At 71.4% G+C, this 22,811-nt stretch carries 14 protein-coding genes; 6 read left to right on the top strand and 8 right to left on the bottom strand.

Going from position 1 to position 22,811, the window contains the following annotated elements; genetic code table 11:
- Positions 1-25: 25 nt before the first annotated feature.
- The 5 genes from ACFVS6_RS07085 to ACFVS6_RS07065 are packed head-to-tail and all read right to left on the bottom strand — an operon-like array spanning position 26 to position 4,663.
- On the bottom strand, positions 26-1,207 hold the full coding sequence (locus tag ACFVS6_RS07085) for an ABC transporter permease subunit (protein WP_389701391.1): 1,182 nt from the start codon (positions 1,205-1,207) through the stop codon (positions 26-28).
- Positions 1,204-2,025, bottom strand: a complete 822-nt coding sequence (locus tag ACFVS6_RS07080; protein WP_389701389.1) for an ABC transporter ATP-binding protein — start codon at positions 2,023-2,025, stop codon at positions 1,204-1,206. Before ACFVS6_RS07080 ends, ACFVS6_RS07085 begins: the two co-directional genes overlap by 4 nt.
- Before the next feature lie 10 nt (positions 2,026-2,035).
- Entirely contained in the window at positions 2,036-3,073 is a 1,038-nt protein-coding gene (locus ACFVS6_RS07075) for an ABC transporter substrate-binding protein (RefSeq protein ID WP_389701388.1), read from the bottom strand.
- 41 nt (positions 3,074-3,114) lie between these two features.
- The gene (gene ssuE / locus ACFVS6_RS07070) at positions 3,115-3,672 is read right to left on the bottom strand and encodes an NADPH-dependent FMN reductase (protein ID WP_389701387.1); all 558 of its coding nucleotides are present in this window, start codon (positions 3,670-3,672) and stop codon (positions 3,115-3,117) included.
- Positions 3,673-3,715: 43 nt separating this feature from the next.
- Positions 3,716-4,663 carry a TauD/TfdA dioxygenase family protein gene (locus ACFVS6_RS07065; protein ID WP_389701386.1) on the bottom strand — a complete coding sequence of 316 codons (948 nt, stop codon included), beginning with the start codon at positions 4,661-4,663 and terminating at the stop codon, positions 3,716-3,718.
- A 1,021-nt stretch (positions 4,664-5,684) separates the two neighbouring features.
- Here ACFVS6_RS07065 and ACFVS6_RS07060 point away from each other — a divergent pair.
- The 4 genes from ACFVS6_RS07060 (at position 5,685) to meaB (ending at position 12,067) form a co-directional block, all read left to right on the top strand.
- Positions 5,685-6,869 carry an ROK family protein gene (locus ACFVS6_RS07060; RefSeq protein ID WP_389701385.1) on the top strand — a complete coding sequence of 395 codons (1,185 nt, stop codon included), beginning with the start codon at positions 5,685-5,687 and terminating at the stop codon, positions 6,867-6,869.
- A gap of 144 nt (positions 6,870-7,013) precedes the next feature.
- Positions 7,014-8,882 (top strand): methylmalonyl-CoA mutase family protein, encoded by a 1,869-nt coding sequence (locus tag ACFVS6_RS07055; RefSeq protein ID WP_389701383.1) that lies wholly within the window; start codon positions 7,014-7,016, stop codon positions 8,880-8,882.
- On the top strand, positions 8,879-11,065 hold the full coding sequence (gene scpA / locus ACFVS6_RS07050; protein WP_389701382.1) for a methylmalonyl-CoA mutase: 2,187 nt from the start codon (positions 8,879-8,881) through the stop codon (positions 11,063-11,065). Before ACFVS6_RS07055 ends, scpA begins: the two co-directional genes overlap by 4 nt.
- Positions 11,066-11,077: 12 nt before the next feature.
- Positions 11,078-12,067, top strand: a complete 990-nt coding sequence (gene meaB / locus ACFVS6_RS07045) for a methylmalonyl Co-A mutase-associated GTPase MeaB (RefSeq protein WP_389701381.1) — start codon at positions 11,078-11,080, stop codon at positions 12,065-12,067.
- 127 nt (positions 12,068-12,194) lie between these two features.
- On the opposite strand, the gene ACFVS6_RS07040 is transcribed toward meaB, so the two are convergent.
- Positions 12,195-13,196, bottom strand: a complete 1,002-nt coding sequence (locus ACFVS6_RS07040) for an asparaginase (RefSeq protein ID WP_389701379.1) — start codon at positions 13,194-13,196, stop codon at positions 12,195-12,197.
- A 124-nt stretch (positions 13,197-13,320) separates the two neighbouring features.
- Between ACFVS6_RS07040 and ACFVS6_RS07035 the strand changes: the two genes are divergently transcribed.
- A complete protein-coding gene (locus tag ACFVS6_RS07035) occupies positions 13,321-13,776 on the top strand; it encodes an Lrp/AsnC family transcriptional regulator (protein WP_389701377.1) in 456 nt (151 codons plus the stop codon).
- 28 nt (positions 13,777-13,804) lie between these two features.
- Here the strand turns inward: ACFVS6_RS07035 and ACFVS6_RS07030 are convergent, their stop codons facing one another.
- Complete coding sequence (locus ACFVS6_RS07030; protein ID WP_389701375.1) at positions 13,805-15,379, bottom strand: NnrS multi-domain protein; 1,575 nt, start codon at positions 15,377-15,379, stop codon at positions 13,805-13,807.
- A 928-nt stretch (positions 15,380-16,307) separates the two neighbouring features.
- Positions 16,308-17,279 (bottom strand): serine/threonine-protein kinase, encoded by a 972-nt coding sequence (locus ACFVS6_RS07025; RefSeq protein WP_389701373.1) that lies wholly within the window; start codon positions 17,277-17,279, stop codon positions 16,308-16,310.
- Positions 17,280-17,524: 245 nt separating this feature from the next.
- Between ACFVS6_RS07025 and ACFVS6_RS07020 the strand changes: the two genes are divergently transcribed.
- Positions 17,525-22,807 (top strand): DEAD/DEAH box helicase, encoded by a 5,283-nt coding sequence (locus tag ACFVS6_RS07020; protein ID WP_389701372.1) that lies wholly within the window; start codon positions 17,525-17,527, stop codon positions 22,805-22,807.
- Positions 22,808-22,811 lie beyond the last annotated feature (4 nt).

Here is a 22,811-nt window from a genome sequence, read left to right as displayed (position 1 = left end):
TCCGGCCCCGGCCCCGGAGCGCGGGTCAGGCCGGGACGCGCCAGACGCTGAGGCGGCGTTCGATCGTGACCAGGACCTGGTTGAAGGCCACGCCGATGGCGGAGATCGTGATGATCCCCGCGTACATCTGCGGGATGGCGAAGTTGTACTGCGAGGCGTTGATCAGGTAGCCGAGGCCCGCCTTGGCGCCGATCATCTCGGCGGCCACGAGGACCAGGATCGAGACCGCGCCCGCGAGGCGGATGCCGGTGAAGATGGCCGGGACCGACGACGGCAGGATCACCTTCTGGAAGAGCCTCGGCGTGGACAGGTCCATCGAGCGGGCCAGCCTGACCAGCGTGGGGTCGGCGTTGCCGACGGCGCTGATGGTGTTCAGCAGGATCGGCCACACGCAGGCGTAGACGACGATCGACACCTTCGAGGTCTCGCCGATGCCGAGCAGCAGGACGAAGACCGGCAGCAGCGCGAGCGCCGCCGTGTTGCGGAACAGTTCCAGCAGGGGACCGAGGAACGCCGCGACGGGACGGTACCAGCCGATCAGCAGCCCGAGCGGGACGGCGACGACGACGGCGATGGCGAAGCCGCCGAACGATCGGGTGAGGCTGGCCCGGGCGTGTTCCCCGAGCTGACCGTCACCGAGCAACTCCCACCAGGCGACGGCCACTTCGGAGACCGGCGGCAGGAAGGTGGCGTCGACCAGGCCGAGCCGGGGCGCCGTTTCCCAGACGGCCAGGAGGGCGAGGACCGCCGCCGACCGGAGCAGCGCCGCCCGCAGCCACCGCAGCACGGTGGCCGGCCCGGACGCCTTCCGGGCGCGCGCCGCGGCCTTGACCGGGGCCGCGCGTTCGTCCGGGGCCGCGCTTCCGCCGGGGGCCGCGCCCTCGCCGGAGGTCGCGCCCTCGCCGACGGACGGCTCCCGTGACCCGCGCTCCCCGGCGGCGACGGCCTCTGCGGACGCCTGCGCCACCGGCGCGTCGGGGACGGGCGGGTCGGCCGCGAGCGGGTCCCGCACGGGCCGGTCCGACACGGGCGGGTCCGACACGGGCCGGTCCGACACGGGCCGGTCCGACACGGGCCGGTCCGACACGGGCGAGCCCTGCGCGGCCGCCGCCCGGGCAGCCGGTACGGGTGCCTCCGCGACGGCCGACGCGTTCGGGGCGGCGCTCTGCGCGGCCGCGGGCGCGGCGGCTTCGGTTCCGGTGCTCATACCGTGGCCTCTTCCTTCTCCAGTTGCTGGGCGCGGGCCACCTCGTCGTGGAGCAGGGTCCAGATCTCGTGGCGGTAGCGGGCGAACTCGGGGCTGGAGCGCAGGTCCTCACCGGTGGCGCCGGTGGCGCGCCCCCCGAAGGAGACCGGGACGACCTCCTTGATCCGGCCCGGACGGGAGGTGATGACGGCGACCTTCTGCCCGAGGTACACGGCCTCCTCGATGCCGTGGGTGATGAAGACGACCGTCTTGCCGGTGGCCTGCCAGATCCGTCGCAGTTCGTCCTGGAGGGACTCGCGGGTCTGCGCGTCGAGCGCGGCGAAGGGTTCGTCCATCAGGAGGACGTCCGGGTCGTAGGCCAGCGAGCGGGCGATGGCGACGCGCTGGCGCATGCCGCCCGACAGCTCGTGCGGGTGCCGGTCCTCGAAACCGGTCAGGCCGACCAGGTCGAGGAACTCGCGCGCCTTCGCGGCCCGTTGGCGGCGCGGGACGCCGGTTGCCTCCAGGCCGAACTCGACGTTGCCCAGCGCCGTGCGCCACGGAAGCAGCGCGTACTGCTGGAAGACGATGCCCCGGTCCAGGCCGGGCCCGGTGACGGGCTTCCCGTCCAGCAGGATTCGTCCGGAGGTCGGCCGGGTCAGGCCGCCGAGGAGGTCGAGCAGGGTGGACTTGCCGCAGCCGCTGGGGCCCACGACGACCACGAACTCGCCGGCCTCGATCTCCAGGTCGATGCCGTCGAGGGCGGTGAACTCCGCCTTGGCCTTCTTGTCCTTCGTCGGGAAGGTCTTGGTGACCGACTCGAAGACGATCTTCGCCATGGTGGGGTCCTCAGCCCTTTCCGTTGCCGTTGAACTCGTTGGTGAACAGGTCCGCGGCCTTCAGCTGGCCCTTCTTGACCTCGCCGCGGTCGCCGAGCCAGTCGATCCAGAGCTGGAACTCCTTCTCCTCGATCCGGCCGGCGGGCGCCGCGACGCCGTAGGAGCGCCAGAACTGGAGGGTCGAGGTGTCCTCGTTGCGGCCCCGCTTCTTGACGATCTCCGTCATCCGGGCGATGACCTGCTCGCGGGGCGTGGTGCGGGACCAGTCGATGGCCTTGCCGACTCCGGTCGTGAAGGTGCGTACGGTGTCCGGGTTCTCCTTGATGAAGCGCTGGGTCATCACGTACGTGCCGCCGCTGAAGGCGCCCAGCAGGTCGAAGTCGCTGAACAGCGGGCGGATGCCACCGGCAGCGAGGGCCTTGTCGCGCAGCACGCCACTGAGCACGCCGACCTCGATCTGCTTCTGCCGCAGGGCCTGTTCGGTGTTGACCGGGGGCACCACCAGGGCCTCGACCTTGTCGGAGTCGGCCCGCGAGAGGCCGCCGCGGCCCAGGTAGATGTCGAGGAGGGCCTGGGCGTGGGCGCCCAGGGTGTTCATGCCGACCTTCTTGCCGATGAGGTCGCGGGCCGAACGGATCGGGCTGTCCTCCAGGACGTAGTAGCCCAGGTTGGTGTCCTTGTCGGAGCCGTAGTACGAGATGACGGCCTTGACGGGGGCCTTCCCCGCGGCGAGCTTGACGACCGCCCCGTTGAAGGCCCCGCCGAAGTGGGTCTGGCCGGTCGCGGCGGACTGGATGTCCTGCGGGCCGCTGATGGTGTTGCCCACCCAGTCCAGGGTGAGGCCGCCCAGGAATCCGAGGTCGGCGGCGAGCTCGGGCAGGGTGACCGCCCCGACCGCGCCCTGGTACTTGAGCGCGGTGATCTGCTTGCCGGACCCGGACCCGCCGTTGGCGGTGGCCGTGCCGCAGCTCACCGCGGCCGCCGAGATGCCGAGCAGGGTGAGGAACTGGCGCCGGGAGGTGGTCTTCGAGGTGAAGGCTGCGGGCATGGCTGGTCCTTGTCGGTTCGTACGGGGTGCGGGGTGCGGGGTTACGGGGCGGCGGTGAGGGCTGCGGCCCCCACGCCGCCGAGGGCGTCGGCGAACTCGTCGACGGCCTGGAAGAGGTCGAGTTCCGCCTCGGGCAGCAGCCGGTCGGGGCCGTTGCCGCGCTCGACGGACGAGTCCAGGACGAAGCGGCCCGCGGTGACGTGCCGGGCGCCGAGGGCGGCGAGCACCGGCCGCAACGCGTAGTCGATGGTCAGGACGTGGGCGAGGCTTCCGCCGGTGGCCAGCGGCAGCACGGTCTTGCCGGCCAGTCCGTCCTGCGGGAGCAGGTCGAGGAAGGCCTTGAGCAGGCCGGTGTACGAGGCCTTGTAGACCGGGGTGGCGATCACCAGGCCGTCGGCCGCGGCGACGGCTTCGAGGGCGCGGCGGATCTCCGACTCGCCGCGGCGGGCGGCCAACAGGTCGGCGGCGGGGAGGTCCCGCACCGCGAGGTGCGAGGTCTCGAACCCGGCGTGGGAGAGGCGGCGCAGGACGTGGTCGGCGACGACCGCGGTGCGGGAGTGGACGGAGGGGCTACCGGTGAGGGCGAGCAGTCTGGGCACGGGGGCTCCTTGGCGGCGGCGTACGGGGGCTTCGGTATTCGGGTCAGGCGGAAGCGCCGACCCGGTCGTCGTTCGAGGCGCCCGACGCGATGCCGAAGGCGGGGTCCGGGACGGACTCCGGGCTGATCAGGCGGGAGGGGACCCCGTCGGGGCCGACCGGGACGTCGCCGTCGACGGTGACGCGGCGCAGGGTGCGCTCGTGGTCGTCGGAGTCGTCGACGCCGTAGTGCTGGGTGGCGCGGTTGTCCCAGATCGCGACGTCGCCGTCCTGCCACTGCCAGCGGACGGTGTTCTCGGGGCTCTCGATGTGCGCCTGGAAGAGGTCCTGCAGGACGCGGGAGTCGCGGCCGGTGAGGCCCTGGATGCGCTGGACGAAGTTGCCGAGGAGCAGGGTGCGCTCGCCGGTCTCGGGGTGGACGCGGACCACCGGGTGCTCGGTGAGGAACTCGGTGGAGGTGAAGACCTCGCGGTACTGGGCCAGCGCCTCGGGAAGGGCGTCCGGCCGCAGGGCGGCGTAGTCGTAGGCGTTGGAGTGGACGGCGCGCAGGCCGTCCGCGAGGACGCGCAACGGCTCGGGGAGGTGGGAGTAGGCGGTCGCGGTGTTGGCCCAGAGGGTGTTCCCGCCGTACGGGGGAATGGTGACGGCGCGCAGGATGGAGAAGGCCGGGTAGGCGGGGACGAAGGTGACGTCGGTGTGCCACTGGTTGGCGCGGGCGCCGTGGTGGGAGTCGATGCCGAGCGCGTAGCGGCCGTCGGCGGAGGGCACCGTGGGGTGCGCGACGGGTGCGCCGAGGAGCTGGGCGAAGGCCTCGTGGCCGGCCTCGTCGAGGTGGTCCTGGCCGCGGAAGAAGACGACCTTGTGGGCGAGGAGCGCGGAGCGGATCTCGGCCACCGTCTCGGGGGCGAGGTCGCCGCCGAGTCGGACGCCGCCGATCTCGGCACCGATGCGGCCGCCGATCTTCGTCACGGTGGTACGGAGTGCAGTGGTCATTGAAACTCCCTGGTCAAAGGCGTGCGGGGAATTATTTCCGCAGCGGAAGAAATCGCGTTACGAGAAGCATCGAGTGCCACGGGACGTGGCGGGGCGGGGCGGAACGGAGGGCGGGGCGACGGGACGACGGACGGGAATCCGGCGCGGGGGCGACCGGTCGCGGCGGGGCAGCGGTGGTACGTGCTCCCCCGGCGGGCGGCGTCCCGCGCGGCGCTGCGCGGGGTCGATCGCCACCGGACCCGGACGGGGAGCACCCGCCGCTCGGGGCGGACGGGCCCGTACGCGGCGGGCGGAGCCCGGCAGGCCCCGCGGGAACCACGGGCCGCCCGAACCGCACCGGCCGAACCGCGCCTGCCGGATCCGTGTCGGCCGGGATCACACCGGCCGGATCACGCCCGACGGGAACGGCGCGGGCCGGGTCGGACAGGACGGAACCGGGGCCGGCGGGACCGGGGTCCTACCGGAACCGGGGTCCTACCGGAGCCGACCGGACCGGACTCGACCGGAACCGACCCGACCGGGGCCGGCCGGACCGCGTCGGGTCCGGGTCGACCGGTCGCGGTCCGGCCGGCCACCGCGGTGGCGGGCCACCGGGTGGACCGGCCCCGGGTGGACCGCCTCCGGGTGGGGCGGTCCGGCGCTCCGGGGCCCGGCCGGGAGGCTCAGGCGCGGCGGTGGGCCGGACAGCGGCCCGGACACCCACCCGGCGCGGTACAAAGGCCGGAGGTGCGGAGCCGCAGGGCGAGGCGTTCGTTCGCGGACATGTCCCGGAGCCTGTCAGCGCCCCCGCCACCGGTCAACCCCCGGCCCCGGGCGGCGGAACCGCCCTGCCCCGAACCCGCGCGACCCGACCTGACCAGGTCTTTCACCGCCTCGACGGAGTCCTTGCGACACCCCCCGACGGCTGGAAACGGTGGCCTGATTTCACGGTCCCGCAATGCCGCCGCCACGGACCGACCGATACCCGGGATCCGGTCCGGCATGATCGGGGAAACGTTCGGTCCCGCCCCGAGGAGGCCCCGTGACAGACAGGACCGGCGACCGGCGCGGGGCCGCCAACGCCGCCACCGTGCTGCGCACCGTGTTGGAGCACGGGCCCGTGGCGCGCAGCGGGATCTCCGAGCTGTGCGGTCTGAGCCCCGCCGCCGTGTCCCGGCAGACCACCGGGCTGCTGCGCGGCGGCCTGCTGCGCGAGCTGCCCGAACCCGTCGGCCCGATCGCCTCGGGGCGGCCGCGGATCCCGCTGGACCTGCACACCGGGGCCGTCGGTGGGCCGGTGGCGGCCGGGCTGCACATCGGGGTGCCGTCCTCCACCTTCAGCCTCGTCGACCTGCGCGGGCAGGTCCTCGCCCGGCGCGCGTTCCCCTACGCGGACCCCACCGACCCCGGGCTCCCGGCCCGCATCGCCGACGAACTCGCCGGATTCCTGGCACGGTTCGACACCGGCCGCCCCCTGCTCGGCGTCGGCGCCGCCCTCGGCGGCTGGGTACGCCCCGACACGGGGACCGTCGTACGGCACCCGGCGCTCGGATGGCGGGGAATGCCGCTGGCCGCGAACCTGTCGCGGACGCTCGGCCTGCCGGTACGGGTGGACAACCACGCCCGGGCCGTCGCCCGCGCCGAGATCCTCTACGGTCCCGCGGCGGCCCGCCGGAGCCTGGTCCACCTCTTCGTCGGGAACGTGGTCGACGCGGCGTTCGGCATCGAGGGCACCGTCCACCAGGGCCCCGGATCCGCCGCGGGCGACGTGGCCCACCTCCCGGTGCCCGAGTCGCGGGCCGCCTGCGCGTGCGGTCGTACGGGCTGCCTCCAGGCGACCGCGTCCGACACCGCGCTGGGCGCCGAGGCCGTACGGCGCGGGATCGTCCCCGATCCGTCCGTGCCGCTGCTCGTGGACGCCGCCGCCGCCGGCGACCCGCGCGCGGACCGGCTGCTGCGCGAGCGCGCCCGGGCCGTGGGGCGGGCGGCCGCGCTGCTCCTCGACGTGTTCAACCCGGCCGTCATGGTCGTCACCGAACTGTCCAGCGTTCTGCACGAGGGCTACCTGGACGAGATCCGCGGGGCGGCCACCGACAGGTCCCACGTCTGCGACGAGCCGGGGCGCATCATCGCCCCGCACGCCGGGCCGGCCGTGCTCCCCCAGGCCGCGGCGACCGTCCTGCTGAGTCCGTTGTTCCAGGACCCGGGCCGCCTGACCTCCGGCTGACGGGCGTCCCGGAGGTGGCCGGAACCCGCCGGGACCCGGTCCGGACGCGGCCGCGCGCCGCACCGACCCCCGTCTGACCTGGGAGTGCGAGATCACATCCGGCGGTTATGGTCTCGCCTGAGCGGCCCCCCTAGCATTCGAGCCATGACGGTCCAGCCTGACGACGGGCTCTCCCTGGCCGCCGAGTTTCCTGACGCGACACATGAGCAGTGGCAGCGCCTGGTTGAAGGCGTACTGCGCAAGTCGGGCAAGGAAGTATCCGGCGAGGCGGCGGAAGCAGCCCTTTCCACGAAGCTAGAGGACGGGCTCATCACCCGCCCGCTGTACACGGCGCCCCCGGACGACGGGGACGGCGACGGCACCGGCTTCCCCGGCTTCGCGCCCTTCGTCCGCGGCGGCACCCCGGAGGGCACCACCGCCTCCGGCTGGGACGTGCGCCAGCGGATCGCGGGCGGCGACCCCGTACGGGTGAACGAGGCGGCCCTCGCCGACCTGGAGAACGGGACCACCTCCCTGTGGCTGACCGTCGGCCCGGGCGGCCTGCCCGCCGAGGACCTGGGCCGGGCGCTGGACGGGGTCTACCTCGACCTCGCCCCGGTCGCCCTGGACGCGGGCGCCGAATACCCGGCGGCCGCCCGCGCGTTGTTCGCCCTGTACGCGGAGCGCGGCGTCGCCCCGCAGGACGCCCGCGCGTCCCTCGGCATCGACCCGCTGGGCCACGAGGCCCGCACCGGTGAGGCCCTGGACCTGCCCGCGGCAGCCGCCCTGGCCCGCGAGACGGCCGCTTCCTGGCCCGGCGTCCGCGCGCTGACCGTCGACGCCCTGCCCTTCCACGAGGCGGGCGGCAGCGCCGCCGAGGAGCTCGGCCTGTCGCTGGCCACCGGCGTCGCCTACCTGCGGGCCCTGACCGCGGCCGGCCTCACCGCCGACGCGGCGTTCGGACAGATCGAGTTCCGCTACGCCGCCACCGCCGACCAGTTCCTGACCATCGCCAAACTGCGTGCCGCCCGCCGCCTGTGGGCCCGGGTCGCCGAGGCCTGCGGCAGCCCCGAGGCGGGGGCGCAGCGGCAGCACGCCGTCACCTCGCCCGTGATGATGACCCGGCGCGACCCGTGGGTGAACATGCTGCGCACCACGGTGGCCTGCATGGCCGCCGGTGTGGGCGGCGCGGACTCCGTCACCGTGCTCCCCTTCGACAGCGAGCTGGGCCTGCCGGACGCCTTCGCCCGACGGATCGCCCGCAACACGTCCACCGTGCTGGTGGAGGAGTCCCACCTGGCCCGGGTGATCGACCCGGCCGGCGGCTCGTACTACGTCGAGACGCTGACCGACGAACTCGCGCACGCCGCCTGGGAGTTCTTCCGTACCGTGGAGAAGGCGGGCGGCCAGGAGGCAGCACTGCGTTCGGGTCTGGTCGCCGAGCGGCTCGCCGCGACGTGGGCGGCCCGCTCGAAGAAGCTGGCGACCCGCCGCGAACCCATCACCGGCGTCAGCGAGTTCCCGCTGCTGTCGGAGAAGCCCGTCGTGCGCGACCCGCTGCCGGCGGCCCCGACGGGCGGTCTGCCCCGGGTCCGGCGCGACGAGGCGTACGAGGCGCTGCGCGCCCGCAGCGACGCCCACCTGGCCGCGACCGGCGCCCGGCCGCGGATCTACCTCGCCGCGCTCGGCCCGGCGGCCGCGCACACGGGGCGGGCCACCTTCGCCTCCAACCTGTTCCAGGCGGGCGGCATCGAACCCGTCCACGACCCGGTCTCGGTGAATCCGGACACGGCCGCCGCGGCCTACGCGGCGAGCGGCGCCGACGGCATGGCGGTGCTCTGCTCCAGCGACGCGCTGTACGAGGAGCAGGCGGAAGCGGTGGCCGCCGCCCTGCGCTCGGCGGGCGCGACCACCGTGTTCCTCGCGGGCAGGCCCGGCACCTGCGAACAGGCCGTGGACGAGTACGTCTTCGCCGGCTGTGACGCGGTCGCCGTGCTGTCCTCCGTACTCGACCGGATGGGAGTCTCGTCATGAGCATCCCCGATTTCTCCGAACTCGCGCTCGGCGGCGGCCCGTCCAGCGGGATCACCGAGGACCGGTGGCGCGCCGCGGTGAAGGAGTCCACCGGCAACGCCACGGGCGACCTGCTGTGGGAGACCCCCGAGGGCATCGGCGTGAAGCCGCTGTACACCGGGCGGGACCTGGAGGGCCTCGACTTCCTGGGCACCTACCCGGGCGTGGCACCGTACCTGCGCGGGCCCTACCCGACGATGTACGTCAACCAGCCCTGGACGATCCGTCAGTACGCCGGTTTCTCCACGGCCGAGGAGTCGAACGCCTTCTACCGGCGCAACCTGGCCTCCGGCCAGAAGGGCCTCTCGGTCGCCTTCGACCTGCCCACGCACCGCGGCTACGACAGCGACCACCCGCGGGTCACGGGTGACGTCGGCATGGCGGGCGTGGCGATCGACTCGATCTACGACATGCGCCAGCTGTTCGACGGGATCCCGCTGGACAAGATGTCGGTGTCGATGACGATGAACGGCGCGGTGCTGCCGGTCCTCGCCCTCTACATCGTGGCGGCGGAGGAGCAGGGCGTCTCCCCCGACAAGCTCGCCGGGACCATCCAGAACGACATCCTCAAGGAGTTCATGGTCCGCAACACCTACATCTATCCGCCGAAGCCCTCGATGCGGATCATCTCGGACATCTTCGCGTTCACCTCGCAGAAGATGCCCCGCTACAACTCGATCTCCATCTCCGGCTACCACATCCAGGAAGCCGGGGCGACGGCCGACCTGGAGCTCGCCTACACCCTCGCCGACGGCGTGGAGTACCTGCGGGCCGGACAGGCCGTCGGGCTGGACGTGGACGCGTTCGCGCCGCGCCTGTCGTTCTTCTGGGCGATCGGCATGAACTTCTTCATGGAGGTCGCGAAGCTCCGCGCGGCCCGCCTGCTGTGGGCGCGCCTGGTCAAGCAGTTCGACCCGAAGAACGCCAAGTCGCTCTCGCTGCGCACCCATTCGCAGACCTCCGGCTGGTCGCTGACGGCGCAGGACGTGTTCAACAACGTCACCCGCACCTGTATCGAGGCGATGGCCGCGACCCAGGGACACACCCAGTCCCTGCACACCAACGCCCTCGACGAGGCCCTCGCGCTGCCCACCGACTTCTCGGCCCGCATCGCGCGCAACACCCAGCTGCTGCTCCAGCAGGAGTCGGGCACCTGCCGCTCCATCGACCCGTGGGGCGGCAGCGCCTACGTGGAGAAGCTGACCTACGACCTCGCGCGGCGGGCGTGGCAGCACATCGAGGAGGTCGAGGCCGCCGGCGGCATGGCGCAGGCCATCGACGCGGGCATCCCGAAGCTGCGCGTCGAGGAGGCCGCGGCCCGCACGCAGGCCCGCATCGACTCCGGCCGTCAGCCGGTGATCGGCGTGAACAAGTACCGGGTGGCCACCGACGAGGAGATCGACGTCCTCAAGGTCGACAACTCCTCGGTCCGCAGCCAGCAGATCGCCAAGCTGCGCCGACTGCGCGAGGAGCGCGACGAGGCCGTCACGCAGGACACCCTGCGGGCGCTGACGAACGCGGCCGGCAGCGGCGAGGGCAACCTGCTGGCACTGGCCGTGGACGCGGCGCGCGCCAAGGCCACGGTGGGCGAGATCTCCGACGCCCTGGAGAAGGTGTACGGGCGACACGCGAGCCAGATCCGTACGATCTCGGGTGTGTACCGCATGGAAGCAGGCGAGTCCCCGTCCGTGGAGCGCACCCGTGCGCTCGTCGACCGGTTCGAGGAGGCGGAGGGACGGCGTCCGCGCATCCTGGTCGCCAAGATGGGCCAGGACGGCCACGACCGCGGCCAGAAGGTCATCGCGACGGCCTTCGCCGACCTGGGCTTCGACGTGGACGTCGGCCCGCTGTTCCAGACGCCGGCGGAGGTGGCCCGGCAGGCCGTCGAGGCGGACGTCCACGTGGTGGGCGTGTCGTCGCTGGCGGCCGGTCACCTGACCCTCGTACCGGCGCTGCGGCAGCAGCTCGCCGAGGAGGGGCGCGAGGACATCATGATCGTCGTGGGCGGGGTCATCCCGCCCGCGGACGTCCCGACCCTGCTGGAGATGGGCGCGACGGCGGTCTTCCCGCCGGGCACCGTGATCCCGGACGCGGCCCACGACCTGGTGACGCGGCTGGCCGCGGAACTGGGCCACGAGCTGTAAGCGGCCGCGCGGATGCCCCCGAAGATCGACATCGACGTGTACGTGAAGGGCGTGCTCGACGGGAAGCGCGCGCACATCGCGCGTGCCATCACCCTCGTCGAGTCCACCCGGGCGGACCATCGCGCCCTGGCCCAGAGCCTGTTGACCCGTCTGCTGCCGCACGCCGGGCACGCCCGGCGGATCGGCATCAGCGGGGTGCCCGGCGTCGGCAAGTCCACGTTCATCGACGCGTTCGGCACGATGCTCACCGGGCTCGGCCATCGGGTGGCCGTCCTCGCCGTGGACCCGTCCTCGACCCGGACCGGCGGATCCATCCTCGGCGACAAGACCCGGATGGAACGCCTCTCCGTCGACCCGGCGGCGTTCGTACGCCCCTCCCCCTCGGCGGGCACGCTGGGCGGGGTCGCCAAGGCCACCCGCGAGTCGATGATCGTGATGGAGGCGGCGGGCTACGACGTGGTCCTCGTCGAGACGGTCGGCGTCGGCCAGTCGGAGACCACGGTCGCCGGCATGGTCGACTCCTTCCTGCTGCTGTCCCTGGCCCGTACGGGCGATCAGCTCCAGGGCATCAAGAAGGGCGTCCTGGAACTGGCCGACGTCCTCGCCGTCAACAAGGCCGACGGCCCCCACGAACGGGACGCGAAGGCCGCCGCCCGCGAACTGGCGGGCGCGCTACGGCTGATGCACCCGGCCGACGCGGCGTGGACCCCGCCGGTGCTGACGTGCAGCGCGCGGGAGTCGGCGGGCCTGGACGAGGTGTGGAACCGCCTCGAACAGCACCGGACGCTCCTGGAGGCGGGCGGCCGGTTGGCGGCCAAGCGGGCCGCGCAACAGGTGGAGTGGACGTGGTCGATGGTCCGCGACGCTCTGCTGGAGCGCCTGCGCGCGGACCCGGCCGTACGGGAACTCGCGCCCGCCCTCGAAGCCGAGGTCAGGGCGGGCACGGTGACGGCCACCTCGGCGGCGGACAGCATCCTGGGCGCCTTCGGCAACGGCACCTGAGGTCGGCCGACCGCCCCGAACGCCGGCCATCGGGCCGCGAGCCGCCGCCGACCCCCGTGTCCCGGGGTTCGACGGCGGCTCGTTCGCGCGCCCAGGCGGATTCGTACCCTGAGGCGGATTCGCGCGCTCAGGCGGAGGTGAGGGCCTGGTCCTCGACGCCCAGCGTCCGACGCAGGATCCGGTTCTGCTCGGCCGGGTCGGAACCGGCGAGCAGGGCGGACAGCACGGCGATCCGGGCCTGCCCGGCCCGCAGCGTCCCGGTCGGCACGGCCCCGACCGCGACCAGGTCGACGGCGCCGCCGTGCGTGTAGATCTCGGTGACGGGACCGGCCGCGACCCGCGTGGTCAGCGCCACCAGTACGCCCCGGGCGATGGCCGCGGCCACCGCGTCCACGATCTCGGGCGTCGCGTTGCCCGCGCCGGTGCCCACCAGGACGATGCCCCGGGCTCCCGCCTCGACGGCGGCGTTCAGCAGCAGCGGGTCACCGTCGGCGTGGTGCATCACCATGTCGACGCGCGGCGGCAGCTCCGGCATCGCGGGCAGCGCGAGCGGGGCCGGACGCTGCGGGCTCCGCAGCATGGTGACCTTGCCGAAGCCGATCTTCCCGAGCAGCTCCTTCGAGGGGTCGGCGAAGGCGTCCAGGTCCACGGCCTGCGTCTTGACGGTGCCGCGGGCGGCGTGCACCCGGCCCGCGAAGCTGATCAGGACGCCGAGTCCGCGCGTGGTGGCGGCGGTCAGCAGGGCGTCGTAGAGGTTGCCGGGACCGTCGCCGTCGGCGGAACCCATGGGCAGCTGCGAGCCGGTGAACACGACGCTGCGGGCGTCGTGGTGGTGGAGGTCGACGAGGAACGCCGACTCCTCCAGGGTGTCGGTGCCGTGCGTGACGACGATGCCGTCCACGCCGGGGTCGGCGAGCACCTCGTGGACGGTGCGCAGCAGGGTGAGCTGGTGGGCGGTGGTGAGCCGGGGGCTGTTCACCCGGAACAGGTCCACGACCTCGACGGTGATGCCCTCGGGCAGCGGAGCTGTGGCCATCACCTCACGCCCGTCGGCCTCCGCGGCGAAGCCGGAGCCCATCCAACGGCTGGCTATCGTTCCGCCGGTGCTGATGACGACGATGCGTCCCATGGCCACCCTTCCCTCACGAGATCTCGCACAGATATTCCATTCACGGCAATGATAGTGAGATCTACGCGCAATGAGATTGCCTCTTCACCCCCATCCGTAATATTCGATAGGCAATAATTGCGCCATGGACGCGATCGATCGAGAAATCTTGCGCGAGCTCCAGAAGGACGGCCGGCTCAGCAACCAGGAACTCGCCCAACGGGTGGGCCTGACCCCCTCCCCCTGCATGCGCCGGGTCCGACAGCTGGAGGAGGACGGGGTGATCCAGGGCTACCGCGCCGTCATCGACCCCGAGGCGGTGGGCCGCGGCTTCGAGGTACTGGTGTCCGTGGAGGTCCGCCGCGACCGCGCGGCCGTCGAGGCCTTCGAGGCCGCCCTCCAGGACATCCCCGACGTCATCGAGGCCTACCGCCTCTTCGGCAGCCCCGGCTGCCTCCTGCGCATCGCCGTCGCGGACCTGCGCGCGTACGAACGCCTGTGGATCGAGCAGCTGACGGCCCTCTCCGGCGTCACCGAGGTCAACTCCCAGATCATCATGAAGCGCATCAAGGAACCCACGGGCCTCCCGGTAAACCGCTGAGCCCCCTCAACCCTCGGACCGGTACGGATCAGTCGCCCTTCGGCAGGCTCTCGTACGAGAAGGCGCACCGCCCCTTCCCGTCGGCCACCGGCACGAGGCGAACCTGCTCGGCGGGCATCTGCAGCGCCTTCCCCGCCGGCTCGTCCCACAGCGAGACCGTTCCCCCGGCCTCCCCGAACGAGACGTACGGACGCTCGGGACGCAGAACTCCGCCCCTCGTACTGAGCTTCGCCGCGGGAACCGTCGGCTCCACGCACGCCCACTCCGGCTCGACCCCGAAGTAGGAAGGCAACTCCCCCTTCCGCGCTGCCGCCGTGCGGAAGTCCTTCACCGCACTGCCCGCCGAGTCGACGGCAAAGGCCGCGCACAACCCGACGACCATCACCTGAGCGAGTACGTACAACGGGGTCCCCAACCTCTCGAAGGGACTGACGAACGGCGCGTGCAGGTGTTTCGCGATGCCCCACAGGGCCGGCACGAACAGCGCGTAACTCAGCAGGCTCAGCAGCCGCACCGCGGACGTGGCCTGCCAGACGCCCGGCACGTCCAGGTCTTCGGGCGTCAGGTCGACGCCGCTCGCATAGAGCGCGTGCAGCACCGATCCGGAAGCCACCACGAGGGACGCCACGGCGGTGAAGGCGACCGGTGCGGCCCACGTGAGCCATTCGCCCCACGTCCACTGACGAACCAGCAGGTAGATGCCCCCGACCGTCGCCGTGACGGCGAAGGCCCAGAGCATCTGCAAGGGGGTCCAGCCTCTGCCGTCACCCCCGATCACGCCCAGCGACACGGCAAGGAAGTAGGCGCCCGCCGCACCGTAGAGGAGGAGACTCCCCGCACGGCCCCCGGACTCGAAGATGCCGCGCGCCGACCAAGCGCCAAGGAGGAAACACAGGACCGCGGCCCCGGCCCACACCCACGTCCGCACACCGCTCTGTTGATGTGCGACCACCGCACAAAAGGTCGTAGTGAGCAGCCCGGCCAAGACACGGTACGCCCTGCGGTAAGCGTCCTCAGCCCGGCGCGACACGATGTGGCTGCGCTCCCGGCCGTAGAGCGGCCGAACATCGGTGGCGGGCCTCGGCCCCGGGGCGGAACCGCCGGGCAGGTCCATGCGGGAGACGCGGCGCGCCTCGGACGCCGTTCCCGTCACCACCGTGCCGGTGTCGTGGTACCCGCTCCCCTCCGTGAAGCGCGCACGCGCCACGGCGACGGCGCGACGCAGCCTCGCCGTCGGCGTCCACGGCCCCGGACCGGGCACGCGTGGCGGCCGGTGGGCGACGGTATGCGCCCACCAGACGGTCAACTGCTCCCGATCCCGGTCCATCGGCTCGCAACGCCGCGCGTACATCTCCAGCCCGGTCACCCACGCGAGCCGCTCCACGTGCCAGGCGGCGGCCCGCCCGGTACGCCGGTTGCGGGCTCCGAAGAACCGCACCTCAACGGAGTACAACCGTGCCGAGAGATCACCCCTCAGCACCCCCGAGGACGCTTCCTCACCCCGTACGAACGATGCGCCGACCGGCCAGTCCCGCTCGGCGAAGACCCGCTCCGCCTCGTCCCAGTCCCGTTGCCCACCCCGCACCTCGACCAACACCAACACCCGCTGGTCATAACGCTTCCCCCGCACCGATCCCCCCGCTCACCCCGGCTCCGCCCCTCATCCTCCAGGCCCAGCACCACCCCTGTCACTCACCGCAACCTGATCGCAAAGAACCGGCCTGTTCCGAAGCCGCCCTGTGGGGTGGCCACCCGAACACGGCGACCCGCGCCCCGGCCGGCGGCGCCGAACTCTGCGCGTGAAGCGTTCAGTTCGGATGGTGTGACCAGGGATGACCTGCCCGAGAAGGCCCTACTCCCGACGCGCCCATCAGGGCACCCGGCTCCGACTGCCGCGCGACCCGTTCAGGAGCCGACCGGGAGGGCGTCGAACGGGCACCGACGCCGCCTGCGATGCCCACAACCGTAATGCGCACCGGCGGATCCGCGAATCCGGCGCCCTTCGCCACCGACTCCAGGATCGCCACGCACTCCACGTGGTGCGTCATCGTGAAGGCGTGCGAATCCACCCTATCCAGAAAGGCCCAGGTCAGAGGCCACAACTTCCGTACTATCAGCACTCCAGAGGGCCTCGTGCGTCAAACAAGCGTCACGAGCACGGGCCTCTTGTCGCGCCGAACGTCGGGAACGACCGGGCCCTACGGCGCGCAACGACTACACCGAAAGCAGGTCAGCTTCGGTGGTCCGCGTAACGGTGGGACCACCGAAGCGTGAGGCACTCAGCGGCGAAGGCGGCCACCCAGCGGTTCCAGCACGTCAGCAATGTTCGCGTCACGTCCGAAGCCGAGCCTGCCAGGGACGGAGAGCCGCGACTCGAGCCGGGGCTTCCCACTCTGTCGGGCTCATCTGGCGCACATGGCCGACGAGTCGGACGAGACCACCCTGAACGGCCGCCACAGAGTCAAACCGGTGGCGACGGGCCCACGTGCAGCCCTTCTCATGCTGCCTGCCGGCCAAGGCGGGTGGGTGTGTCAGCTAGAGCGGCCTGACCGCCGCGCGCTCGCCCACGCACGGACCGGCCGTGCGTCCGGACCCATCGGATGCCGGAAGGGACGCAGGGGATCAACCTCGGCCCAAGGGCTGAGCGCCGCCGCCGGGTCGCCGCGCTCGGGGAGCCAGGGGGCGAGCCTCTGCCAGACCTCTCCCGCGTGGGCAGGGCGATCGCGCGGGTCCTTGGCGAGGAGCTGGAGCACGAGGGCTTCGAGGTCGCTCGGGGTCTCGGCGCGCAGGTCACGCAGGGGGGTGGGTGACTGGTCGCAGATGAGGCCGGGGAGCATGAGCTCCGAACGGTGCTCGAAGACGGGTTCCCCGGTGAGCATTTTGTGGAGCAGACAGCCGAGTGCGTACAGGTCGGTTCGATGGTCGACCGGCTTGCCCAACACCTGCTCGGGGGCCATGCACTCCAGGCTGCCGGGCCGCTGACCCGTAGTGGTGAGCTTGGCGGTGCCGGGTTCGAGGAAGGCCGCGACGCCGAAGTCCAAGACCTTGACCACTCCGTCGGTACGGATGACGACGTTGCGGCTCTTGAGGTCGCGGTGGACGATGTCGCGGGCGTGCACGGAGCCCAGTACGGACGCGATCTGGACCCCGACCGAAGCGGTCTCCTGGAGGCTCAGTCGTTCCTCTTCGGCGATCCTGTCCTCAAGGTTGATGCCGGTCACATACTGCATGACCAGGAATCGGGTTCCCTCTTCCTCGCCGAGGTCGTAGACAGTCGCGATGCCGATGTGGTCGAGGCGAGCGGCGGCCCGGGCTTCTCGCTGAAACCGTTCGGCGTCCCGGGCCCGCTCCCCCTCGGTCAGGCCGGGTGGCACGTTCATCTTCTTGAGTGCGACGTCGCGCCCCAGATGTTCGTCGTGGGCGAGCCAGACGACACCCATCCCCCCGGACCCGATCTCCTGCTTGATCCGGTAGCGCTTGGCGATCACAGATGCGATGTCCATGTACGGGGCGACTCCGTCCGGGTCTGTCTGGTCCGTGGCCCGATGCAGCCGCGGGCGGACACATCGGGGAGAGTCTGGCATGAACACAGCGCAAGCATGCCCCACCCACCAATCCGAATCTTCATTGACTGAGTTCACACTTACATGCTGTGATGTGCAACGTACGATCGAGGGGGTACGGCGCGCTGTGGACAGCGAGTGGCTACCGTTGCTCCCAGGCCGCTTCTGGAACGAGTGGGGAACACGTGGACGTCTTCGAGGTACACCGGCAGCTCATCCGGGACTACAAGGAGTACACGTCCGGGTCGGTGGTGATCGACGACCCTCGGATCGACGAGAAGGTGTCGAAGTCGTTCGCCGACGGAGACCAGTGGCCCGCCCCCTACCTCTCTCTCAACCCGAGCTTCGCGCCCGGCGGGTCGGTGGAGGATCTCGCAAGCCCATCCGGGCTGCTGCACCCCGAGTGCGCGAACATCTTCCGGACGGGCAAGGAGGAGCGGGACGAGACCGTCCGCCCCATCCGATTCCACGCGCATCAGCGGGCAGCGATCGAGGCGGCCGCCTCGAGGTCCTCGTTCGTATTGACCACCGGCACCGGCTCCGGAAAGAGCCTTGGCTACATCGTGCCCATCGTCGACCGGGTGCTGCGTGAGAAGGAAGCCGGCGCCGCGCCCGGCATCAAGGCGATCATCGTCTACCCCATGAACGCCCTCGCCAACAGCCAGGAGCGCGAGTTGAGGAAGTTCCTCACCGCCGGATACGGCAAGGGGAACGAGCCGGTCACCTATGCCCGGTACACCGGCCAGGAGCTGCAGGCCGAGAAGGACGCCATCCGCAAGTCGCCGCCCGACATCCTGCTCACCAACTACGTGATGCTGGAGCTGATGCTCACCCGGCCCGAAGAGCGCAAAGAGCTCATCGGGGCGGCCAAGGGCCTGCGCTTCCTCGTCCTCGACGAGTTGCACACCTACCGAGGCCGCCAGGGCGCCGATGTCGCCATGTTGGTGCGGCGGGTGCGCGAGGCCTGCGAGTCACCCGATCTGCAGTGCGTGGGCACCTCCGCGACGATGGCCACCGGCGGCACTCCCGCCTCGCGCCGCCGCGAGGTTGCCCGAGTCGCCTCTACGCTCTTCGACACGGTGATCTCCCCGACGCGAGTCGTCGGCGAGACCTTGGTACGGGCAACAGGCGATGCCGAACCCAACGCCGCCGAACTCGCAGCATGCGTAAGAGAGAACGACCCGCCGGCAGAGTACGCCCAGCTGGCCGCCGACCCGTTGGCCCGGTGGATCGAGCGCACCTTCGGCCTGGTCGAGACCGAGGACGAGGACGGCAGCACGCTCCTGGTGCGCGCCGATCCGGTCACCATTGAGGGCGCCGCCCGGCGCCTGCGCTCCGAAGCGTTCCACATCGAGGACGACGATCCCGAGGATCAATGGCACACGGCCTGCGCGGAGGCCATCCGTGCCACCCTCCAGGCAGGGCGCGTCCGCAGCCCCGAGGACAACCGTCCACTGTTCGCCTTCCGGCTGCACCAGTTCCTGTCCAAGGGTGGCTCCGTCTACGTCTCCCTGGAGCAGGAGAACGACCGTCACATCACGCGTACCTATCAGCAGCGCGTCCCGAACGCCCCCGAGAAACTGCTGCTTCCGCTCTCCTTCTGCCGCGAGTGCGGGCAGGAGTACCTGACGGTGGCCCGCGAGCAGCGGGACGACGGCAGCCTGTCCTTCCGTACCCGGGAGGACGAGGACGACGAGCAGGGGTATCTGTACGTATCGGCCAACAACCCGTGGCCGGAGCAGGTCGGGGACGCCATCGAGCAGCGGCGTTTCCCCGACAGCTGGCTCACCTTCGACGAGCGCAAGGGCGCTCCGGTCCTCACCGCCAGCCGCCGCAAGCGGGCGCCGCAGCCGGTGTGGGTACGCCCGGACGGGACCGGTGGGGGCAAGGCGAACGGCGGGCTGTACGCAGCCTATCTGCCGGCCCCGTTCCTCTTCTGCCTGGAGTGCGGCACCAGCTACGAGCAGGTCAAGGAACGGGACTTCGCCAAGCTGATGACCCTCGACCAGGAGGGCCGCTCGACCGCCACCTCGGTCATCAGCGCCTCGATCGTGCGTCACCTGAAGAGCGTTCCGGCCTCAGAACTGAAGAAGGACGCACGCAAGCTGCTCACCTTCGTCGACAACCGCCAGGACGCGAGCCTCCAGTCGGGCCACTTCAACGACTTCGTCATGGTGAGCCAGCTGCGCGGCGCCCTCTACCGGGCGATGGTCGCGGCAGGCGACAAGGGGCTGCGCTGGAAGCGGCTCGGCGAAGAGGTGGTGACGGCGATGGGGCTCTCCCCGCACGAGTACGCGGCCAAGCCCACCGAGATCGAGGAGCTGGCCGAGGGCACGCTCGAAGCACTGGCCTCGATCGCCGAGTACCGCCTCTTCCTGGATCTGGAGCGCGGCTGGCGCGTCACCATGCCCAACCTGGAGCAGACCGGGCTGCTCGGCCTGGAGTACGGGGGCCTGGAAGCCATCGCCGGCGCCGAGGAGCGATGGGAGAAGGCCGCAGGCCCGTTGCGCACTGCCACACCTGAGGTTCGCCGACAGCTGTCCATGGTCCTCATGGAAGAGCTGCGCCGCAGGCGCGCCGTGGACACCCCCTATTTCACCGAAGCCAAGTTCGCCGAACTGCGCAAGGACTCGGCCAGACTCAACGACGCGTGGGGGATCGCCGAAACGGAGGCAGCGCCACCGGCAGCTGGCATTGCCTTCGCCCGGCCCGGACGCCCCGGCCGCACCGGCCGGGGCCGCAGCGAACTGAACCTCACCGGCCGCGGCGCCTTCGGCCGACATGTCCGCAAGCCCACCACCTTCCCCGGCTGGGGGCACGTTCTCACACTGGACGAGGCACAGGACGTCATCCGCGACCTGCTCTCTGTCCTGGCCGATGGTGGCGTCCTTACGGAGGTCTCCCAGGGGCGGAACGAGGAGCCCGGCTACCAGATCAACCACACGGTGATCCGCTGGCATGCCCGGGATGAGGACCACGGCGCGGTGGACCGGCTGCGCCGCACCTACCGTGACGAGCGTGGGCCCCGCGTGAACGCCTTCTTCAAGCGTCTCTACAAGGACATCGCGGTCACCTTCGCCGGTCTGCACGCTGCCGAGCACACGGCTCAGGTCCATCCCGAAGTCCGTCAGAAGCGCGAGGACCTGTTCAGCGAGGGCACCAGGCTGCCGCTCCTGTACTGCTCGCCGACGATGGAGCTCGGTGTCGACATCGCCAGCCTCAACGCGGTCAACCTGCGCAACGTCCCGCCGACGCCTGCCAACTACGCGCAGCGTTCGGGCCGCGCGGGCCGCAGCGGGCAGCCCGCGCTCGTCACCACGTACTGCGCCACCGGCAACAACCACGACCAGTACTACTTCACCCGGCGCGAGCAGATGGTGGCCGGCGCCGTCGCCCCGCCACGGCTCGACCTGGGCAACGAGGATCTGCTCGCCTCCCACATGCACGCGATCTGGCTCGCCGAGACCAGGCTCGACCTCGGCAGCAGCATGACCCGGCTGCTCGACTCCGACGGCAAGAATCCCCCGCTCACGGTGATGCCGTCGGTGGCCAGCGCCATCGACGACGAGGGCGCGCAGCGACGTGCCTTGCGGCGGGCCCGCACCGTCCTGCAGCGCCTCACGAACGACGAAGAGGGCCAGCTCCGTACGACCTCCTGGTGGCACGAGCAGTGGCTGGAGCAGACCATCAAGGCCGCGCCGGGCAGTTTCCGCAAAGCCTGCCTGCGCTGGACGAATCTGTTCAGGCGCGCTCTTCAAGAGCGGGAGATCCAGCACGACAACATCCTCAACCGCACCGCCACCGGTCGCTCCAAGGACCAGGCCAAGCGCCGCCGCGCCCAGGCCGAGAACCAACTCCAGCTGCTCAGCAATCACCAGGGCGGCGAGCGGACCGTGATGTCCGACTTCTTCCCCTACCGCTACTTCGCCTCCGAGGGTTTCCTGCCGGGCTACTCGTTCCCCCGGCTGCCGCTCGCCGCCTACATCCCGGGCACGGGCAACACCAGCCGCGGCGGCTACGACGGCGACTATCTGCAGCGGTCCCGGTTCATCGCGATCCGCGAATTCGGGCCCGGCGCACTGATCTACCACGAGGGCAGCCGCTACAAGGTGGACCGGGTGCAGCTGCCCCCGGACACCGCCGGCGAGCTGACCACCGAAAGCGCGAAGGTCTGCGGGCACTGCGGCTATCTGTCCCCGGAGGAGCTGCGGGAAGACACCTGCGAGGGCTGCGAGGGCAACCTCGGCGACGCGCGCACCGGCCTGCTGCACCTGCACACCGTCATCACGCACCGCCGCGACCGGATCTCCTCCGACGAAGAGGAGCGCCAGCGCACCGGATACAAGGTGGAGATGTCCTACCGGTTCAAGAAGCATGAGGACGGGCGGGACGGTTCACTGCGGGCCACCGCGCAGGCCGCGTCCGGACAGGCCCTCGCGGAGCTGGCCTACGGTGACAGCGCCACCGTCCGGCTCACCAATCTCGGCTACCGCCGGGCCGTCAGCAAGGGCGAGATCGGCTTCTGGATGGATCCCGTGACCGGGGAGTGGCTTGCGGGCAGCACCGCCAAGCAGGGGGGCCGGGAGCCGCTCCAAGAGCAGGAGGGCCTCGCGGACGCCGACCAGGCGAACCGCAAGATGCCCGTGATCCCGTACGTGCAGGACACCCGGAACATCCTCGTCGTCAAGCTGGCCGAGCCGGTCGACCGGGACACCGCCATCACCCTCCAGTACGCCTTGGAGCGGGGTATCGAGGCGGAGTTCCAGTTGGAGGACTCCGAACTCGACACTGAAGAACTCCCCCCGTTCGAGGGACCTCGTGAGCGACTGCTGTTCATCGAGAGCGCTGAGGGCGGTGCGGGGGTGCTCCGGCGCCTGCAGTCCGAGTCGGACGCGCTGGCCCGGGCCGCCCGAAAGGCCCTGGAGATCGCCCATTTCGACCAGCTGGGCCGCGACCGCGGCGATGAGAAGAGCAACGGCGACCCGTGCGCGAGGGGCTGCTACGACTGCCTGCTCTCCTTCGGCAACCAGCGTCACCACCGCGCCATCGACCGCCACCTCGTGAGCGAACTGCTGCAGTCCTTCGCTGGGGGCAGCGTAGGTGCCAGCATCCCGGGCCGATCGCGGGATGAGCACGCGGACTCGCTCAGGCAGGGGGCCGACTCGCGGCTGGAGGAGCGCTTCATCGAATACCTGAAGTCGCATGGGCACCGGCTCCCAGACCACCAGCAGATCAAGGTACGCGAGGCCTTGTCCAAGCCGGACTTCGTGTACGAGACCGGCTTCGGCCCGATCGCGGTCTTCGTCGACGGCCCGCACCACGACCACTCCGACATCACGCTGCGCGACGAGGAGGCGGAGGAGCGGCTGAAGGACTTCGGCTGGGAAGTGATCCGGGTCCGCTACGACGACGACTGGTCGAAGAAGGTCGCCGAGTACCCTCAGGTGTTCGGCGAACCACGCCGCTGACCTA

It is taken from the genome of Streptomyces sp. NPDC057939, from assembly GCF_042887545.1.
Taxonomy (GTDB): domain Bacteria; phylum Actinomycetota; class Actinomycetes; order Streptomycetales; family Streptomycetaceae; genus Streptomyces.
The sequence above is the reverse complement of the archived record's forward strand: the minus strand, read 5'-3'. Positions and strand labels throughout refer to the sequence as shown.

Excerpts from the sequence above, each read along its gene's own strand:
- ACFVS6_RS07085 (WP_389701391.1), bottom strand. The coding sequence starts at position 1,207 with ATGAGCACCGGAACCGAAGCCGCCGCGCCCGCGGCCGCGCAGAGCGCC.
- ACFVS6_RS07080 (WP_389701389.1), bottom strand. The coding sequence starts at position 2,025 with ATGGCGAAGATCGTCTTCGAGTCGGTCACCAAGACCTTCCCGACGAAG.
- ACFVS6_RS07075 (WP_389701388.1), bottom strand. The coding sequence starts at position 3,073 with ATGCCCGCAGCCTTCACCTCGAAGACCACCTCCCGGCGCCAGTTCCTC.
- ACFVS6_RS07065 (WP_389701386.1), bottom strand. The coding sequence starts at position 4,663 with ATGACCACTGCACTCCGTACCACCGTGACGAAGATCGGCGGCCGCATC.
- ACFVS6_RS07055 (WP_389701383.1), top strand. The coding sequence starts at position 7,014 with ATGACGGTCCAGCCTGACGACGGGCTCTCCCTGGCCGCCGAGTTTCCT.
- scpA (WP_389701382.1), top strand. The coding sequence starts at position 8,879 with ATGAGCATCCCCGATTTCTCCGAACTCGCGCTCGGCGGCGGCCCGTCC.
- meaB (WP_389701381.1), top strand. The coding sequence starts at position 11,078 with ATGCCCCCGAAGATCGACATCGACGTGTACGTGAAGGGCGTGCTCGAC.
- ACFVS6_RS07040 (WP_389701379.1), bottom strand. The coding sequence starts at position 13,196 with ATGGGACGCATCGTCGTCATCAGCACCGGCGGAACGATAGCCAGCCGT.
- ACFVS6_RS07035 (WP_389701377.1), top strand. The coding sequence starts at position 13,321 with ATGGACGCGATCGATCGAGAAATCTTGCGCGAGCTCCAGAAGGACGGC.
- ACFVS6_RS07025 (WP_389701373.1), bottom strand. The coding sequence starts at position 17,279 with ATGGACATCGCATCTGTGATCGCCAAGCGCTACCGGATCAAGCAGGAG.